Source organism: Mesorhizobium sp. BR1-1-15 (genome assembly GCF_020165475.1).
In the GTDB taxonomy this organism is placed as follows: domain Bacteria; phylum Pseudomonadota; class Alphaproteobacteria; order Rhizobiales; family Rhizobiaceae; genus Mesorhizobium.
The window spans coordinates 24,996-42,456 of sequence record NZ_JAIUIF010000008.1 but is presented as its reverse complement, the minus strand read 5'-3'; the positions used below and the strand labels follow the sequence as shown (position 1 = coordinate 42,456).

The following is a 17,461-nucleotide window of genomic DNA, read 5'->3' as shown; positions in this document are numbered from 1 at the left end:
GCCATGCGTCTGGTCTTGAGCTCGAGCGTCGCCTTGCTGCTTGCCGGCTTCACCGCCGGATGCACGAGTGACGACTATGTGCGCAGCGAAGGCGTGACGAGCGGCGCCGGGGAGGCCCAGGCCGCCAACACCGTCATGCAGATGGTCGATCCCTGGAAATACGGCGTCCAGAACACCAGGCTTCTCGTGCCTGCCCAGCGCGGCAGCACGGAACCCGCCACCGCCGAGCAGGCGGCCAGCGCCAAGGCATCGCAAGCCAGCGCCGACAATTGATCCGAGATCACAGGCTGACAAGTAATGGCAAACGGCATCAAGACCAGGAAAATCCTGCTCATATCGACGGACAGAACCTTCGCGCAGGACACGCGGACGGCGTTTGCCGCCTCGGAGATCATCCAGCTCTCGACGGTGGAAAAGAACATCACCGAACTTCGCGGCGAGGTCCAGGAGGCCGATCTCGGCGCGATCATCGTCGATATGGACGCAGCGAAGCTTGAGGAGATCGATGCGCTGCAACGCGTCATGCGTCGGCTGGAAGGCAAGGCGCCGGTCGTGGTCGTCACCCAGGAATTCAACGCCGCCGCCGCGCGCATCCTCGTGCAGCTCAAGGTCGCGGATTTCCTGGTCAAGCCGATCACCACGGCCGATCTCGTACGTTCGGTGGTGCGTGCGCTGCAAGGGCCGGGGCGTGAGGAAAACACCGAGTCGCAGATCTATACCTTCATGCCCGCGGCAGGCGGCGTCGGCACCACGACGCTGGCTTTGCAGACCGCGTTCCAGCTGCATCATTCAGTGACGCGCGGCGCCTCGACCTGCGTGGTGGACCTCAATTTCCAGCAGGGCGCCTGCGCCGAATATCTCGACCTGGAGCCGCGTTTCGACATCACCGAAATCGAGAACCAGCCGGAGCGTCTCGACAGGCAATTGCTCGACGTGATGCTGTCCAAGCATGCCAGCGGGCTTTGTGTTCTGGCCGCACCGACGCAGCCGGCGGAGATGCGCTCGTTCAAGACCGACGTCGTGGTGCGGATGCTGGACCTCGTCTCGGCCTATTTCGACAATGTCGTCATCGACATGCCGCGCACCTGGTTTCCGTGGACGGAGACGGTGCTGCTCGGCTCCAACAAGCTCTACATCGTCGCCGAAATGACGGTACCGTGCCTGCGCCACACGCAACGCCTGATCCAGGCGGTCTACGAGACCGCCGGCAAGGAAGTGAAGCCGAACGTCATCGTCAACCGTTTCGAGCAGAAGATGTTTGACAGCGGCATCAAGCAGGCGGACGTCCAGGAAATCCTCGGCGAGCATTTCGTCGGCGGCATCGCCAACAATTACCGGCTGGTGCGCGAGGCCGTCGATCGCGGCGTGCCGCTGCACGAGATCGATGCCAATGCCAACGTCGTCAACGACCTGAAGAGGATCATCCTTCCGGAGGAAGTGGCGGCGGCGCCGGGCAAATCGAAATCGCTGTTCGGCTTCGGCAAGAGCCTTTTGAAGAGGAAGGCCGGATGAGCAGCCGCTTTTCCACCTTGCAGAACCGCGATGCGCGTCCGCAGCGCTCCGCCGAGCCGACGGCGGTTGCGCACCACGCGGTCGTCATCCCGACGAGCCGGAAGGTCTTGCCGGCGAAAATCGAAGCCGTGCCGGGCAAGAGCGCCAACAAGGTGCTCGATGCGCGCGTGCGTATCCACCGGTTGCTGCTCGAGGAGATCAATCTTGTCGCGCTGGAGCGGCTGCCCAGGGACGAGATGCGCCGGCAGGTGCATGATTTCGTGTCGGAAAAGACGCGCGAAGAGCGGATGGCGATCAACACCGTCGAACTCGATGCCCTGGTCGACGACATCGTCGACGAGATGGTCGGGCTCGGCCCGCTCGAGCCGCTGCTCAAGGACCCCGACATCAATGATATCCTGATCAACGGCCATCAGAACTGCTTCGTCGAAAAGAAGGGCAAGCTGCAGCAGGTCCACATTCCGTTCAAGGATGAGGCGCATCTGCTTAGAATCATAAACAAAATCGTTGCCGCGGTCGGCCGCCGCGTCGACGAATCGCAGCCGATGGTCGACGCCCGCATGCTGGACGGCTCGCGTTTCAACGCCGCCATCCGTCCGGTGGCGGTCGACGGGCCGCTGGTGTCGATCCGCAAATTTTCCAAGAACAAGCTCGGCCTGCACCGGCTGGTCGAATTCGGCGCCATCACCCAGAACATGGCCGAAGTGCTTGCTGCGGCAGTACATGCCCGCAAGACAACGATCATTTCTGGCGGCACCGGCACCGGCAAGACGACCATGCTCAACGCGCTGTCGGCCTTCATTCCCGAGGACGAGCGGCTGATCACCATTGAGGACGCGGCGGAGCTTCAGTTGCAGCAGCCGCATGTCGCGCGCATGGAAACCCGGCCGGCCAACATCGAAGGCCATGGCGAGCTCAAGCAGCGCGATCTCGTCAAGAACGCGCTGCGCATGCGGCCCGATCGCGTCATCCTCGGCGAATGCCGCGGCGAGGAGGCCTTCGATATGCTTCAGGCCATGAACACCGGCCACGAAGGATCGATGGCCACCATTCACGCCAACACGCCGCGCGATGCCATTTCGCGGCTCGAGCAGATGCTGGGCATGACCGGCATGCCGATGACGGTGCAATCGATCCGCAGCCAGATCGCCAGCGCCATCGACATCATCGTCCAGTTGACCCGGCTCTCCGACGGCAAGCGCAAGGTGACGAGCGTCGCCGAGGTGACGGGCATGGAAGGCGACGTCATCCAGATGCAGGAGATCTTCCGCTTCGTGCGCACCGGCATGGACGCCGACGGCACGATCCTCGGCCATTTCGAAGCGACCGGGATCCGGCCGCGCTTCCTGGAGGACCTGCGCGCCATGGGCATCGAGTTTCCCGGGCGCTATTTCGAACCCGGCCGGCCGCAGGAGTAACCAGGTGTTGGATGGGTTCAGCGCGATCTATGTCGTCTATGCCGGGGCTGCATTGACCGGCATCATGATCGCCGAGGCCGTTTACCTGCTCTATGCCGGCCGCAGCGACAGGCGCACCGCCATCAACCGGCGCATGAAGCTGCAGGAAAACAGGATCAGCCAGGAACAGGTGCTGATCCAATTGCGCAAGGAGCGCGGTCTCGATGCGGGCACGTCGCTGTTCTCGCCTGACCGTTTTCGCGCCCTGCGCGCCCAGTCGGGCATGATCATGCCGCTGTCGAAGTTCCTGATGATCACTTCGGGGATGGCGCTGGCTGCGGCCCTTGCCGCCATCTGGTATGGCTTGCCGCTGCTGATGGGCGCCATTCTGTTTGTCGTGGTGGTGCCGGTGCTGCCGGTGATGGCGATGCGCTCCATGCGCAAGCGCAGGCTGAAGCGGTTCGGCATGCAGTTGCCGGAAGCGCTGGAACTGATTACGCGCGGCCTCAAGGCCGGCCATCCGGTACCGGTGGCCATCGCCATGGTGTCGCGCGAAATGCCCGACCCGATCGGCACCGAGTTCGGCGTGATTGCCGATGAGGTGACCTTTGGTTCGGATCTGGTTTCGGCGCTGAATTCGCTGTTCGACAGGGTCGGCCATGAGGATCTGCCGCTGTTCGTCACCGCCGTGTCGATCCAGACGAGTTCTGGCGGCAATCTGCGCGAAATCCTCGACGGACTGTCGACGACGATCCGCGAACGCGGCAAGCTGCGCCGCAAGGTGCGCGCCATTTCAACCGAAGGCCGTCTGTCGGCCTATATCCTGACGGCCGTGCCGGCGCTGCTGTTCACGACCATCATGGCATTCATGCCTGGATATTACAGCGACGTCTGGGGCGTGCCGAAGACATGGTACATGGTTGGTGGCTCGGTCACCTGGCTGATGCTGGGCAATCTGATCATGTTCAAAATGTCGAACTTCAAATTCTGACATGCAGAAGGTCGTTGAATTCCTCGCCTCGCTCGCGCCGACCTCGCTGATGCCGGTGGCTGTCCTGCTGCTGGCCGTGGGCGCTGCCGCTTTTGCCTGGCCGATGGTGGTGGCAAAGGGCGATCGCAACGAAGTCAGGCGGAGGCTCAAGGTCGACGACGGTCCGGTGGCCGCCAGGCCGGAACCGGTCCAGAAGAAGAATACCGGCGTCGTTCGCGAGAAGGCGGTGAAGAAGGCGCAGGAATTCTACGCCAAGAGCGATCCTGAAAATGTCGCCCGCCTGCGTTTGAAACTCATCCAGGCGGGCTACATGGAGGCGCGCGCCGTCGGCATGTTCTTCCTCATCCGTTTCACGGCGATGGTGGGCATCGCGCTCGCCGTCTTCGTGCTCAACCGCTGGATGGCCAGCCCCGACGCCACGATGACCAGCCGCTGGGCCTTCGTCGTGCTGTCGGGCGTGGCCGGCTATTTCCTGCCAGGGCTGGTGCTGACCCAGAAGATACGGGAAAAGATGCGCGAATACCGCAACGGCTTCCCCGATTTCATGGACCTGATGATCGTCTGTTCGGATGCCGGCATGAGCATGGAAGCGGGCGTCGAGCGCGTCTCGAAGGAACTCGCAAAGACCTACCCGTCGCTCAGCCAGAACCTGCAGCTCGTGTCGCTGGAGCTGCGGGCCGGGCGCAGCCTCGACGATGCACTGAAGGCGCTCGCCGATCGCCTGAGCCTGGACGAGGTGCGCTCCTTCGCCACGCTGCTGCAACAGTCCAAGGAGCTTGGCACCAGCCTGTCGGGGGCGCTGCGCGTCTTTTCCGACGAGATGCGCCACAAGCGCATGTCGCTGGCCGAGGAAAAGGCGCATGCCTTGCCGGCCAAGATGTCGGTGCCGGTCGTGGTTTGCATCCTGCCGGTGGTGCTGATGATCGCGGTCATTCCGATCATCGTCAAAATGACCGGCCACTAGGATTTGCTGATATTCAGTGAAGCCGGCGATCTGCAAAGTCCGCAAATGAATGAGAAGTCCATGCGAATGCTGTTGCGCGCTTTTGTCCTCGGCCTTGCCGCGGCCAGTCTGTCGCCCGTCTGGGCTGCAGCCGATTGCGGCGATGCCGCTGCCCTGGTGCAGCAGGCTTATCCCAAGGCCCGCAAGAGCGCTGACGGTGCCTCGTTCACGCTCGAACCCCACACCAGCATCGCCCTGACGTCCGCATTTGGCGACCCGCCGGGGCTGGTCTGCAAGATCTGGCCCGCCCATGAGGCCCTGCTGTTGGTCGCGGTGCCGCTGATGGACAGTTCGCAACCCAGCGACTACGCGCATGCCGGCGATATCGAGCTTCTGGTCATCGACAGGAAAAGCCGGCAGGTGCGCCAGCGTCTGCTGCAGCCCGGGCTGATGAATGATGATGCCATCGCCATCCGCAAGTTCGAACTCGATACCGGCCGGTATGCGCTGGCGCCCGATGTCTCCGCCTTCGGCCTGCGCATCGAAATGGCGAACAATTCGCTGCCTAACCCTTTCAGTGAAACCGACCTGCGGCTCTATGCCGAGGACGGCGATGCCCTGCGGATGGTGCTCGATGGCCTGGTCGTGGCCGGCAATGGCGGCGAGGGCGATACCAATTGCGCCGGATCCTTCCATATCAGTCAGGTGAGCCTGGCGATGAGCCCGGCCAAACATCATGGCTACCACGACATCGCGGTGGTCGAACGGATGGATACCGACAATCCGTTGCCCGACAGCAATGGCGAGTGCCAGCCCCACCCCGGCAAGTCCGTGAGCCAAACCTACCGGCTGCGCTATGACGGCAGCCGGTATACGGTTCCGGCGGGACTCAAGGCCCTGGAACCGTGAGAACGCCGCTGGCCGTGATCGAGGCGTTGCGGCCTGGTGGTTAATAGCTGGTGTACCCAGGGCCTAATTTTGGCGGCGTTTCGGCACCTAAGTTTAATTGCTCTGGAATAGTGTGTTTCCTGAAGAACGACCCGGCAAAAAACCGGGCGATGGGGCAGGGGCATGCGTCACAGCAATTTAACGGCAATGGCCGCGATGGCGGCCGTCTTGATGATGTCTGGTTGTACGACGAGTGGCGTCGACACCACCAAAACCACCGCCATTCAACCGGCCGCGAAGGACGTCGGCACATCCGATCTGGCGGAAGGCAAGGCGCAGTTTCGCGACGCGAATTACGGCCTTGCCGAACAGCGTTTCCGCAAGGCCGTCGAGTTGAAGGCCGACAATGCGGAAGCCTGGATGGGGCTCGCCGCTTCCTATGACGAACTCGGCCGTTTCGACTTCGCCGATCGTGCCTACGACCAGTTGCTCAAGATCGCCGGGCGCAAGCCGCAGATCGTCAACAATATGGGCTATTCGCAATTGCTGCGCGGCAACAGGAAAAAGGCAAGGGCGCTGCTGCTCGAAGCCAAGGCCGGCATGGCCGACCCCACGGTCGTCGATGCCAATCTTGCCCTCCTGAACAAGGGCTGACGGCTGTCTGGTGGCCATGATGTCGCGAGGACGATTTTGGGACACTCGGCGTCGACGCTTTGTAAACCCTATCCGAAGGTCTCAGCCGAAAGATCAGTTGAAAATCATGTCTGATGGCTGTCGCTGACCTAGAATGCAGCGGTAAGGCCGACGCTCAGGGAACCCCCGCCCAATATGCTGGATTTCAGTTCGCTCCTGCTCGCAGCCGCGCTGTCGGGCATCTGCCTCAGCATCACCATGTTCGCGATCTGGTTCGCCGCGCCCCGGGCCAGCTTCGTGCTGACGGTGGGGTGCGGCATTCTCGTGCTTGTTGTGCATGTCATCCTGTTCTGGCGATACACGAAGGAGCCTGATCCGCTGCTTTGCCAGGTCGCGCTTGCATTGCTCAGCCTCGGTTTCCTGGTCATCTGCCTCTCGGCCATGCAGTATCTCGGCGTGCCGGATTACCGGCGTGCCATTTTGCCGACATTGGCCGCCATGACGATCTGCGCGGCGGTGACTTCCCTCGGTCTCGACGGGGTAGGCTTCATCGTTACCTATGTAACGGTGACTGTGCTGCTCTCGGCGATCGGAACCATGTTCTGGCTCAACGGCAGTCATGATCGCAAAATCCTGCTGGTGGTTTCGTTCCTAGGCGGCACCTGTGCGGTGTCGTTTGCACTTTGCGCGGTCGTCCTGGTGGCCAAGGGGCAATGGACGCTCGGGGCAGCCCCCGATAACTGGGCCGAACGCCTGAATTCTGTCGTGGCCGTGGCCTGCATGACCGGTCTCGGCGCATTGACGCTTTCCCTGCATCACCTGCAGGCGCAGATCGAGCTGAAGGCCGAGACGATGACCGATCCGTTGACCGGGCTGATGAACCGCCGGGGATTGATGTCGCTCCATGGCGAACGGGCCTTCGGTCCGTTCATGGCTGTCGTCATGTTCGACCTCGATCATTTCAAGAAGACGAACGACATCTATGGTCACCCGGTGGGGGATCAGGTTCTGTGCCGCTTCGCCGCAGTCATCAGAAAATATGCCAGAACGGGCGTCGACGCCTTTCGTCTCGGCGGCGAGGAATTCGCGATCGTCATGTCCCGGGTGACCGAAGAGAGGGCTTACGAGCTCGCAAGCAAGATCGGCGTCGCCTTCGGCACCGAGATCGTTGCGACCTCCCACGGTCCCTTGCGCAGCACTGTCAGCGGAGGCATCGGCTTTGGCGGCGCCAACGGCAACAGCCTCGGCGAGGTGCTGGCCGAGGCGGACGCAGCGCTCTATGCCGCCAAGCGCGCGGGCCGCAATTGCGTCGTCAGCCACAAAAGGATGGGCAAGGCCGAGCCGATCAAGCCGGCCTTGCGCTCAGCATAGTTTGCGAGACTATTCGGCCGCGCCCAAATAGTCCGACAGCGGCGGGCATGAACAGACCAGGTTGCGGTCGCCGGCGACATTGTCGATGCGCGATACCGGCGGCCAGTATTTCGCCGCCATGTCGGGGTCTCCGGCGGGGTAGGCCGCTTCCAGGCGCGAATAGGGATGGCTCCACTGGCCGGCCAGCGCCTCCGCGGCGGTGTGCGGCGCATTGACCAGCGGATTGTCAGCCAGGGGCCACTCGCCCCTCGCAACCTTGGCCGCTTCGCCCGCGATGGCGATCATCGCCTCGCAGAAGCGGTCGAGCTCGCGCTTGGGCTCGGATTCGGTCGGCTCCACCATCAGCGTGCCGGCGACCGGGAACGACATGGTCGGCGCATGGAAACCGTAGTCGATCAACCGTTTGGCGATGTCCTCGACACCGATGCCGGCGCTCTCCTTGAGCACGCGGGTGTCGAGGATGCACTCATGGGCAACGCGGTCGCTCCTGCCCTTGTAAAGGAGCGGGAAGTGTGGGGCGAGCCGTGTCGCGACGTAGTTGGCCGAAACGATCGCCGTCTCGGTCGCCTGCTTCAGGCCGGAAGCGCCCATCATGCGGATGTACATCCAGGTGATGGGCAGGATAGAGGCACTCCCGAAAGGTGCGGCGGCCACGGCATGCGCGGAGCCTTCGGTGACATGGCCCGGCAGATAGGGCTTCAGATGCGCCCTGACGCCGATCGGGCCGACACCCGGGCCGCCGCCGCCATGGGGGATGCAGAAGGTCTTGTGCAGGTTCATGTGGCAGACGTCGGCGCCGATGTCGCCCGGGCGGGCGAGGCCGACCAGAGCGTTGAGGTTGGCGCCGTCGAAATAGACCTGGCCGCCATGCTCATGGATGAGGGCGCAGAGATGTCGCGCGCCCTCTTCATAGACGCCATGCGTCGAGGGATAGGTGAACATCAGCGCCGCGAGATTCCTGGAATGCTCGTTGGCCTTGGCCCTCATGTCGTCCATGTCGATATTGCCGTCCTCCAGGCAGCGAACGACGACCACGCTCATGCCGGCCATCGCCGCGCTCGCCGGATTGGTGCCGTGCGCGGAGGACGGGATCAGACAGACCGTGCGATGGCCCTCGCCGCGCGAGCGGTGATAGGCGCGGATGGCCAGCAATCCGGCATATTCGCCCTGGCTGCCGGCGTTGGGCTGCAGGCTTACCGCATCGAAGCCGGTAATCTCCGAAAGCCAGCCTTCCAGATCGTCGATCATGGCGCGGTAGCCTGCCGAGTGCGCGGCCGGCGCGAAGGGATGCATGTTGGCGATTTCAGGCCAACTCACAGGCATCATCTCGGCCGCGGCATTGAGCTTCATGGTGCAGGACCCCAGCGGGATCATCGCGCGGTCGAGGGCCAGGTCCTTGTCGGCCAGCCGGCGCAGGAAGCGCATCATCTCGGTTTCCGACTTGTTCTCGTGGAAGACGGGCTGGGTGAGAAACTCCTTGCCGCGCGGCTTGCCGGGCGTGGTGGCGGCGGCCTCCGCGCTCGGCTTGGCCCGAAACAAGGCGGCAATGGCTTCCAGGTCGGTTTCGTCAGAGGTCTCGTCGAAGGCGATGCCGACACGGTCGGCATCGATGACGCGCAGAAGCCGGCCGCCCTTTTCGGCGGCGGCGGCAATCTGCGCGGCCTTTCCCTTCGTCTCCACCGTCACCGTGTCGAAGCGGCTCGTGCCGATCACCGGCAAGCCTGCCGCCTTGAGCCCGGCTGCCAGGCGGCTGGCCAGCGCGTGGATGCGCCCGGCGATTGCCTGAAGGCCGGCGGGGCCGTGCCAGATGGCGTAGGCTGTCGCCATGTTGGCAAGCAGCGCCTGGGCGGTGCAGATGTTGGACGTTGCCTTGTCGCGGCGGATGTGCTGCTCGCGCGTCTGTAGGGCAAGCCTGTAGCCTGGACGGCCCTTACTGTCGGTCGACTGGCCGACCAGGCGGCCGGGCATCAATCGGGTCAATTTGTCGGCAACCGCGCAGTAGGCGGCGTGCGGGCCTCCAAAGCCCATCGGCACGCCAAAGCGCTGCATTGGACCGACGGCAATGTCGGCGCCAAGCCTTGCCGGCGTGTCGGTCAGTGTCAGGCCGAGCGGGTCGGCGATGAAGACGACCAGAGCGCCGGCCGCGCGCGCCTTGTCGATGGCCGCCTTGTGATCACCATAGACGCCGAAAGTGTCCGGCCAGGAGACGAGCAGGGCGGCTGTGTTGTCGTCGATCGTCTCGCCGTCGATCTCGATGCCGAGCGGCTCGGCGCGGGTGCGCGCCACATCCAGCGTCTGCGGGTGCGGCGTGCCGGCGAGAGCCACCTTGGTGCGCTTGTCGCGGTGATGGCGCAATGCGATGCCGATCGCTTCGGCGACCGCTGTCGCTTCGTCGAGCAACGAAGCCGATGCCACAGGCAGGCCGGTCAGTTCCGCAACCAAAGTCTGGAAATTGAACAGCATTTCCAGGCGGCCCTGGCTGATCTCCGCCTGGTAGGGCGTATAGGCCGTGTACCAGGCCGGGTTCTCGAACAGGTTGCGCTGGATGACCGGCGGCACGTGCACGCCGTGATATCCGGCGCCGATGAAGCTCTTCAGCACCGTGTTCCGGGCCATGGTCGCCGACAATTCGGCCAGCGCTTCGGCTTCGCTGGCCGGCGCGGGCAGGGACAGCGGCTGGTCGAGGCGGATCGATCTCGGCACAGCCTGGCTGATCAGCGTCTCGACCGAGGGCACGCCGATGACGGCCAGCATGGCTCTCACATCGGCAATGCCGGGTCCGATATGGCGGGCCGAGAAGGGGTAGGGTGCTGCGGTCATGTCAATGCGTCCTGATTTCAGCCGATATGGGCTTTGTAGGCGGCCTCATCCATGAGGCTGGCGAGCTGGCTTTCGTCGGCAAGCTTCATTTTCCACAGCCATCCGGCGCCGGTCGCCGCCGAATTGACCAGCGACGGATCGGACGACAGCGTTGCGTTGGCCTCGGTGATCTCGCCGTCGACCGGCGCGTAGACGTCGGAGGCCGCCTTGACGGATTCGACCACGACGGCGGTGTCGCCCTTGGCGAGCTTCTTGCCTGTTTCGGGCAGTTCGACGAAGACGAGGTCGCCCAGCTGCTCCTGCGCGTAGTCGGTGATGCCGACGGTGGCGATGCCACCCTCGACGCTGAGCCACTCGTGATCGGCGGTGAAATAGGTCTTTGCCATATGAAAATTATCCTTTGCGGTAGCGATGCGGGAGGAAAGGCAGGGAAGAAACGTCGACGGGAATCTTCGTTCCGCGCACGTCGGCGAAAATCCGAGTTCCGGGTTTCGCCAAGGGCGTCGGGACATAACCCATGGCGACGGGATGGCCGGCAGACGGGCCGAAACCGCCCGAGGTTACGTGGCCGGCGGGATTGCCGTCGGCGTCAAAGAGCGTGGCGCCGGCGCGCACTGGCTGGCGGGCATCCGGCCTCAGGCCGACGCGCTTCTGAGCGGAGCCGCGCTCGACGGCGGCGCGCAGCGCGTCGGCGCCGATAAACGTGCCGTTGGCGCGGATGTCCTTCGGGATGGCCCACATCAGCGCCGCGCTTGCCGGATCGGTTTGCGCGGTGATGTCCTGGCCGTGCAGGCAGAGGCCGGCTTCCAGCCGCAGGCTGTCACGGGCGGCAAGGCCGATCCACAGCACGCGCTCGTCTTCGAGCAGCTTCGCCACGAGACCGCGCGCGTCTGCCTCAGGCAGGCCGATCTCAAACCCGTCCTCGCCGGTGTAGCCGGACCGGCTCATGAACCAGTTCTTTCGCGGTTCGATGCCATGCATGAACAGCAGCGACCCGGTCTCGATACCGGCGCGGGAAAGCGCCGCCCAGGCCTCGGGACCCTGGATGGCGAGGAAGACCCGGTCGAGCGGTTCGACCTTGACATCGAAGCCGGTCGCAAGCTCGCGCAAATGCTTCTCGTCGGCGATCGCGTTGCCGGCATTGGCGACGACCATGAAGTTGGTATCGCCCAGCCGGGTGACGATCAGATCGTCCAGGATGCCGGCGGCCTCGTTCAGGAAAAACGTCAGCTTCGACTGGGAGATTTCGAGCGCGCCCGCATCGAGCGGACAGGCACGGTCGAGCAGGAGAACCGCGCCCGGCCCGCTGACCCTGAACAGTTTCATGTGCGAGATGTCGAACAGGCCCGCATGTTCGCGGGTGTGAAGATGCTCCTTCATGACGCCGGCCGGGTAGGTCAGCGGCATCGACCAGCCGGCAAAGGCGCCAAAGCGCGCACCGGCAGCTGCGTGGACGTCTTCGAGAGGAAGGTGTTTGGTGTCGCCCGTCATGTGTTCTCCAGAGTCGCACGCAATCGGTCGCGAATGGCGACCAGTCCGTGCCCCTCTGTCTGAAGCCTGAGAGACTCGCGCCCCGTAACTCTGTCGGCAGCGCTTACACCTTCGGCGCGGGGGCAGGCCCCGACTTTCCAGAGTGTCTTTCCCGTCTACGGTTCTTTTGCCTGAGAGATTTCGGGCGATTTCCCCTTCGGCGACAGCTCTCGCTGCTCTCTCCCGCAAACAGGTAGGGCTCGCAAAAGCCCTCGACTCGTTATCCATAGCCCGTCAACGACAGATTGTCACCTGCCGGCGACGTGTTGCCGACAGTCTTCGCCAACCAGGCTGTTTGCTGGGCAAGACACGGCCGATATCACTGGGATTGCGAGGCTGTGCGGGCCGGCCCAGCTCTTGACGACGAGGCAAGGCCGCTTAGGCAATGCCTGGCTCGGTAGCAGCGTGCCGATTGCGATCAGATCCCGCCATACCAGTCGTAGCCGTTGTCTTCCCAATAACCGCCACGTCCCGCTCCTACGGCGGCGAAGCCGTCGACCAGCTCGATCTTGTAGAGATATTTCGGCATCTTGTAGCCGAGCTGGCGCTCGACCCGGACACGCAGCGGCGCGCCATTCTCGACCGGCAGCGGCTTGCCGTTGACGCCGTAGGCCAGGATCGTTTGCGGGTGGCGGGCGTCGATGAGGTCGATGCTGCCGTAATATTTGATGTCGCCCGAAAGGCTGCGGTCGATCGTGTCCAGGCAATGGAACATGACGTAGCGCGCCTCGGGTTTGACCACCGCCTGGTCGAGCACCAGCGACAGCGGCGTGCCGGTCCATTTGGCGATACAGCTCCAGCCTTCGACACAATCATGGCGGGTGATCTGCGTTCGGCTCGGCATGTTCACGAGCTGCTCGCGGGTCAGCGACAGCGGCTTTTCGACCAGACCCGAAACCTCCAGTCGCCAGTCGGCGAAGTTGTTGGCGAGCAGGGCCTTGTAGGTATCGTCGTCGGGTGACGTCACGCCGTTGGGGCGCATCGGCTGACGGATGTCGGCTTCAGTGAACTCCGGCGCCAGCGAATCGCGGCCCGCGAGCAGACGTTGCGCGTGGTGTGTGAGATCGTTGGCGTTTTCGAGGAAGCTGCGCAGGCCGTCGCCCACGCCGAGCTGGCTGTCGAAGGCATCGCAGCCTGAAAGCGTGATACCGGAAAGGCCAAGGCTGGCCACGGTCAGGAATTTCCTGCGGTTGATCTCGAATTTTGCCATGTCAGGCGCTCCTTTCGGAGGATTTTGCGTCATGATGCGCCGGCGGGTCGGTCCGATACCATCCGGTGACGATCGAGCGCAGTTCGTTGATCGGGCCGGCGGCGACGATCATCAGAATATGGATGATGAAGAAGCCCACGAGCAGCACCATGACGGTGAAATGGATGGTGCGCGCCGTCTGCCGGCCGCCGAGCAGGTCGTTGAGGAACGGCAGCACCGAATTCATGCTTGGCGACATTGCGAGCCCGGTGAGGATCATCAGCGGCAACAGCACGAACAGCACGCCGCCATAGGCCATTTTCTGCAGCGTGTTGTATTCGCGCGTGTGGTGGAACTTCAGCCTGGCGTGATTGACGATATCTTGCGGCAGGCGCCTGAGATCGTCCAGGCGAGGGCCGAGGTCACGTCTGATGTGGCCGTTGACCAGGCTGGCGACCAGCCACACAAGCAGCGTCGTCGTCAGCACCCAGGCGAAGAAGAAATGCACGACGCGTGCCGTGCCGAGGTCGTAGTATGATGGGATCGTCGCCCAGGACGGGAAGGCGCGGGGCGTCTCTTGTCCTGCCGGCCCAGACCAGCCGAGCACGCCGGTGGTGTCGAAGCGGTGTCCGAGGATTTCGGTATAGCCGCGCGGCCCGGCATTCGTGTTCTCGGCGCCGATAGCGAAGACGGTGTTGTTGTAGTCGAAGCCGGACTGCTTGCCGAGATAGAGCTGCGGACGGGCGTTGAAGATCTGGAGGCCGGAAAGCAGCATGAAGAAGAGCGAGATGGCCCACAGCCAGTGCGTCAGCCGCGTCCAGGCCGATTGCCGGTAGATCAATGTCGTGGCCTTCGTAGCGTCACTGTCCGCGCTGGCGGCGGGTTGGTTCATGGCAACCGATTCCATCTGGTCTCGCTTCCTGGCCGTTCCATCCGGCGCGGCCGCTGTCTGCATCATTCTCCTCCTGATACGTCGCCAGCCAAGCCGATGTTTCATCGATCACGAAAATATCAGATCGAAGCTCAAGGGCCGCCCAGGCTGACGGCGAGATTGACGGCGGCGGCGACGATGACCGTGTTGAAGAAGAACGACAGGATCGAATGAACAAGCACGACGCGGCGCATGTGGGTTGTCGAGATGTTGGTGTCGGCGGTCTGCGCCGTCATGCCGATGACCGTCGAGAAGTACAGAAAATCCCAGCCTTCCGGCCGTTTGTCGCCGGGGAACAGCAAGCCGCCGACCGGGATTTTCTTCTTGGTTCCGGCATCGACCAGGTCGCCGTCCATCCAGTACACATGCGCATAGTGCAATGCCGCCATGGCGTGGATGGTGAACCAGCCGAGGGGAATCGATAGCAGCGCGAAGCCGAGCTCCATCGCGTTCGAACTGCCTTTCTGGTTGATCAACTGGAACAGTGCTGTGATGGCAACGCCAACGACGACCAGCGTTACGGCGAAGATGACCAGCACGGGCTGATCGGCGGCCCGCGCATTCTTGCTGAGATAGATGCCGGTGAATTTGGGCATCTGGGCGACCACCAGCGTGACATAGGCGGCAAAAAAGGCGTTGGCGCCGATCGAATAGGCGAGCGGCGCATGAAGCAGCAGCGCCATCAGAAGCGCAAAGACGCCGACACAAGCCGACACCGCGAACAGCATGTGCCGGTGCATGGGCGTGCTGGAGGGGATTTCGGCGGCCATGATGGTTCCGAATGGCGCTGGGCTTCTACTGCGGTGTGGCGGATTTTAGAGCGCGCCGCAAGATGCGGTCGAGTTCGCCGAGAAACCGTGAGCGGTCTTGCGGTGCGAAGCTCGCATTGTAGCCCTTGCTTTCGCCGGTCTCGCGCAGATGCTGCTTCAAGTCGCGCATTGCCACCGCCATGCCGATCGTTTCCGGCGTGAAGGGACGTCCGGTCGGCCCCAATACATGGGCCCCGAGCGCCACCGTGCGTGCGGCCAGTGGAATGTCCGCGGTCACCACGATGTCGTTGGGTTTTGCGTTTTCGACGATCCAGTCGTCGGCGGCGTCGGCACCCTTGGACACGACGACATTGCGGATCATGGGGTCGCGGGAGGGGCGCAGGCCGCCATTGGAAACATAGGTGACGACGACGCCGTGGCGCTCGGCAACTTTTTCGACTTCGGCTTTGACCGGGCAAGCGTCTGCGTCGACGAGGATGGCGGGTGCGGGCATTGTCTCTCCAAATGAGCATGGGGCCGGCAACCCGTCCGGCCCCATGCCTCAAATCTCATGGTCGTCAGGCCGGAAGCGCTCCCGACCTCTTGGCGGTCCAGGTGGCGATATAGTCCATCAGGCCGGGGTTGAGGCAGTCATAAGGTTCGAGGCCGATCGATTTCAGTTGGCCGCGAATGCTGTCCATGCGGCTCGGGTCGACACCGGATTCGATGATCGAGGAGACAAAGGCGGTAAAGCCCGGCGGCGACCAGCCATCCTCCTCGAAGCGCTCGGGATGGATGAAGGACAGGCCCTTGAACGGATGGTCGCGCTCGACGGGTCCATGCATGTGGACGCCGCAGCCGGTGCAGGCATGGCGCTGGATCAACGCGCTCGGGTCCACCACCTTCAGCTTGTCGCCGTTCTCGGTGACGGTGACATCGCCGGTGCCGGCTACGGCCACCACCGAGAACACCGCCCCTTCGGGCTTCCAGCATTTGGTGCAGCCGCAGGCGTGGTCGTGGGCGATCTGGCCCTTGACCTTCACCTTGACCGGATTGCTGGTACAGGCGCAGACCAGCGTGCCGCCGATAAAGCTCGCACTCTCCCTGGGCAGACCATTGTCGATTTTCGGATGCAGTTTTTCCGCCATGCTTTTCTCCTCCCATTTTTGACCACAGAGGTCGCGGGCCCGTTGCCCGCGGCGTGGGGCCGCCCTCAGTAAACCACGACACTCCTGATCGACTTGCCCTCATGCATGAGGTCGAAACCCTTGTTGATGTCCTCGAGCTTCAGCGTGTGGGTGATCATCGGATCGATCTCGATCTTGCCGTCCATGTACCAGTCGACGATCCTGGGCACGTCGGTGCGGCCGCGCGCGCCGCCGAAGGCGGTGCCCATCCAGGTCCGCCCGGTGACCAGCTGGAAGGGCCGCGTCGATATCTCCTGGCCGGCGCCCGCCACGCCGATGACCACCGACTTGCCCCAGCCGCGATGCGAAGCCTCCAGCGCCTGGCGCATCACCTTGGTGTTGCCGGTGCAGTCGAACGTGTAGTCGGCGCCGCCGATCTGGTCGGCGCCGCGCTTGGTCATGTTGACGAGATGGGGAACGATGTCGCCGTCGATCTCCTTCGGATTGACGAAATGCGTCATGCCGAAGCGCTCGCCCCAGGCTCGTCTGTCGTTGTTGAGATCGACGCCGATGATCATGTCGGCGCCGGCAAGTTTCAGGCCCTGGATGACGTTGAGGCCGATGCCGCCGAGGCCGAAGACCACCGCGGTCGCGCCTTGCTCGACCTTGGCGGTGTTGATGACCGCGCCCACGCCGGTGGTCACCCCGCAGCCGATGTAGCAGATCTTGTCGAAGGGCGCGTCGGGATTGACCTTGGCCACGGCGATCTCCGGCAGCACGGTGAAGTTGGAGAAGGTCGAGCAGCCCATATAGTGAAACAATTTTTCGCCCCCGATCGAGAAGCGCGAGGTGCCGTCCGGCATCAGGCCTTGCCCCTGCGTGGCGCGGATGGCGGTGCACAGATTGGTCTTGCGCGACAAACACGACGGGCACTGCCGGCATTCGGGCGTATAGAGCGGGATCACATGGTCGCCCTTTTTGACCGAGGTGACGCCCTTGCCGACATCGACCACCACGCCGGCGCCCTCATGGCCGAGAATGGCGGGAAACAGGCCCTCGGGATCGGCACCCGACAGCGTGAACTCGTCGGTGTGGCAGATGCCGGTCGCCTTGATCTCGACCAGCACCTCGCCCTCGCGCGGGCCGTCGAGGTCGACCTCCATGATCTCAAGCGGCTTTCCGGCAGCAACGGCAACAGCGGCGCGGGTTTTCATCTGGCAATCCTCCAACGCAATTTTGCGCTCAGGCTTTCAGGTTTTGGCCTGCTCATCAACCGCCAGATGAGACGAAATATCGGCTTTCTTGACGCAGGTAGCATACCCTTGACCGCAGGCGTTCGCGCCACGCACACGGTACTTGAGACATGGCGACATAATCCAT

General features: G+C 63.4%; 17 protein-coding genes and 1 riboswitch. Of the genes, 8 read left to right on the top strand and 9 right to left on the bottom strand.

Going from position 1 to position 17,461, the window contains the following annotated elements:
* Positions 1–3 precede the first annotated feature (3 nt).
* From LB541_RS15600 to LB541_RS15565, 8 genes are all read left to right on the top strand, one after another.
* Entirely contained in the window at positions 4–273 is a 270-nt protein-coding gene (locus LB541_RS15600; protein ID WP_140495845.1) for a hypothetical protein, read from the top strand.
* Positions 274–297: 24 nt separating this feature from the next.
* A complete protein-coding gene (locus LB541_RS15595) occupies positions 298–1,512 on the top strand; it encodes a CpaE family protein (protein ID WP_140561477.1) in 1,215 nt (404 codons plus the stop codon).
* The gene (locus LB541_RS15590; RefSeq protein WP_140495847.1) at positions 1,509–2,930 is read left to right on the top strand and encodes a CpaF family protein; all 1,422 of its coding nucleotides are present in this window, start codon (positions 1,509–1,511) and stop codon (positions 2,928–2,930) included. The genes LB541_RS15595 and LB541_RS15590 overlap by 4 nt, the downstream gene beginning before the upstream one ends.
* A 4-nt stretch (positions 2,931–2,934) precedes the next feature.
* On the top strand, positions 2,935–3,900 hold the full coding sequence (locus LB541_RS15585) for a type II secretion system F family protein (protein WP_140495848.1): 966 nt from the start codon (positions 2,935–2,937) through the stop codon (positions 3,898–3,900).
* A gap of 1 nt (position 3,901) precedes the next feature.
* Positions 3,902–4,864, top strand: coding sequence for a type II secretion system F family protein (locus LB541_RS15580; protein WP_140561476.1), 963 nt, complete (start codon positions 3,902–3,904; stop codon positions 4,862–4,864).
* 60 nt (positions 4,865–4,924) lie between these two features.
* Positions 4,925–5,752, top strand: a complete 828-nt coding sequence (locus LB541_RS15575) for a hypothetical protein (protein ID WP_224618886.1) — start codon at positions 4,925–4,927, stop codon at positions 5,750–5,752.
* A 162-nt stretch (positions 5,753–5,914) separates the two neighbouring features.
* On the top strand, positions 5,915–6,385 hold the full coding sequence (locus LB541_RS15570; RefSeq protein ID WP_140495850.1) for a hypothetical protein: 471 nt from the start codon (positions 5,915–5,917) through the stop codon (positions 6,383–6,385).
* A 174-nt stretch (positions 6,386–6,559) separates the two neighbouring features.
* Positions 6,560–7,735: a GGDEF domain-containing protein gene (locus LB541_RS15565; protein WP_140495851.1), complete on the top strand. Its 1,176-nt coding sequence runs from the start codon at positions 6,560–6,562 to the stop codon at positions 7,733–7,735.
* A gap of 9 nt (positions 7,736–7,744) precedes the next feature.
* Here LB541_RS15565 and gcvP read toward each other — a convergent pair whose 3' ends face one another.
* From gcvP to LB541_RS15520, 9 genes are all read right to left on the bottom strand, one after another.
* The gene (gcvP, locus tag LB541_RS15560) at positions 7,745–10,555 is read right to left on the bottom strand and encodes an aminomethyl-transferring glycine dehydrogenase (protein WP_140729497.1); all 2,811 of its coding nucleotides are present in this window, start codon (positions 10,553–10,555) and stop codon (positions 7,745–7,747) included.
* A gap of 17 nt (positions 10,556–10,572) precedes the next feature.
* Positions 10,573–10,941 carry a glycine cleavage system protein GcvH gene (gene gcvH, locus LB541_RS15555; RefSeq protein ID WP_140495853.1) on the bottom strand — a complete coding sequence of 123 codons (369 nt, stop codon included), beginning with the start codon at positions 10,939–10,941 and terminating at the stop codon, positions 10,573–10,575.
* Between the two features lie 7 nt (positions 10,942–10,948).
* A complete protein-coding gene (gene gcvT / locus LB541_RS15550; RefSeq protein ID WP_140520989.1) occupies positions 10,949–12,046 on the bottom strand; it encodes a glycine cleavage system aminomethyltransferase GcvT in 1,098 nt (365 codons plus the stop codon).
* Positions 12,047–12,194: 148 nt separating this feature from the next.
* Positions 12,195–12,281, bottom strand: a riboswitch (glycine riboswitch).
* Positions 12,282–12,503: 222 nt separating this feature from the next.
* On the bottom strand, positions 12,504–13,295 hold the full coding sequence (locus LB541_RS15545) for a molybdopterin-binding protein (protein ID WP_224618882.1): 792 nt from the start codon (positions 13,293–13,295) through the stop codon (positions 12,504–12,506).
* 1 nt (position 13,296) lies between these two features.
* Positions 13,297–14,181, bottom strand: a complete 885-nt coding sequence (locus LB541_RS15540) for a cytochrome b/b6 domain-containing protein (protein ID WP_224619022.1) — start codon at positions 14,179–14,181, stop codon at positions 13,297–13,299.
* A 116-nt stretch (positions 14,182–14,297) separates the two neighbouring features.
* Positions 14,298–14,975 (bottom strand): DUF1345 domain-containing protein, encoded by a 678-nt coding sequence (locus LB541_RS15535; protein WP_140517015.1) that lies wholly within the window; start codon positions 14,973–14,975, stop codon positions 14,298–14,300.
* A gap of 25 nt (positions 14,976–15,000) precedes the next feature.
* Positions 15,001–15,468 (bottom strand): YaiI/YqxD family protein, encoded by a 468-nt coding sequence (locus tag LB541_RS15530; RefSeq protein WP_140495857.1) that lies wholly within the window; start codon positions 15,466–15,468, stop codon positions 15,001–15,003.
* 64 nt (positions 15,469–15,532) lie between these two features.
* Positions 15,533–16,102 (bottom strand): S-(hydroxymethyl)glutathione synthase, encoded by a 570-nt coding sequence (gfa, locus tag LB541_RS15525; protein ID WP_224618879.1) that lies wholly within the window; start codon positions 16,100–16,102, stop codon positions 15,533–15,535.
* Positions 16,103–16,167: 65 nt separating this feature from the next.
* Positions 16,168–17,295: an S-(hydroxymethyl)glutathione dehydrogenase/class III alcohol dehydrogenase gene (locus LB541_RS15520; protein ID WP_140497529.1), complete on the bottom strand. Its 1,128-nt coding sequence runs from the start codon at positions 17,293–17,295 to the stop codon at positions 16,168–16,170.
* Positions 17,296–17,461: the final 166 nt, after the last annotated feature.